1 protein-coding gene is annotated in these 425 nt (G+C 71.5%); it reads right to left on the minus strand.

Annotation, left to right across the window (positions count from 1 at the left end):
- Positions 1-425 (minus strand): nicotinate-nucleotide--dimethylbenzimidazole phosphoribosyltransferase (locus tag EN914_RS38105; RefSeq protein ID WP_206527368.1); only part of this gene is annotated, 425 nt, incomplete at both ends.

Genomic DNA, 425 nt, shown 5'->3' on the forward strand with positions numbered 1-425 from the left:
GGCTGATGCCCAGATCAAGCAACGGGCGCAGCCCGAGCCGTTGGGCGGCGTGTGCATGCGCGGGTTCTGGCGACAGGCTGGCCAGCAGGCAATGGTCGAGCGCGGCGGGATTGACGCCATGCAGTACCGCTGCGGCTGCCCTCGCCGCCAATCCGTCGAGCAGCACCGGAATCTTCTGCATTCGCGCGGCAAGGATGGCGCCGGCGATCGCTGCGAATTCCCGGCCGCCGACCCGGCGCAGCGCCTCGAGCGGGTCGCCTAGATGGCCGCCATGAAAAGCCAGCGCCGCATCGACCACGTCCGCCTTGCGTGCCTGCATCGCCGTATCGGCGCCTGACCCCGGGCCGGCCCAGTCGGCGCCCCCGCCCCCGAACAGCGCCGCAAACAGGGTGGCGGCGACGGTGGAGTTGCCGACGCCGAGATCG

This window comes from Mesorhizobium sp. M7A.F.Ca.CA.001.08.2.1, assembly GCF_003998455.1.
Classification (GTDB): domain Bacteria; phylum Pseudomonadota; class Alphaproteobacteria; order Rhizobiales; family Rhizobiaceae; genus Mesorhizobium; species Mesorhizobium ciceri.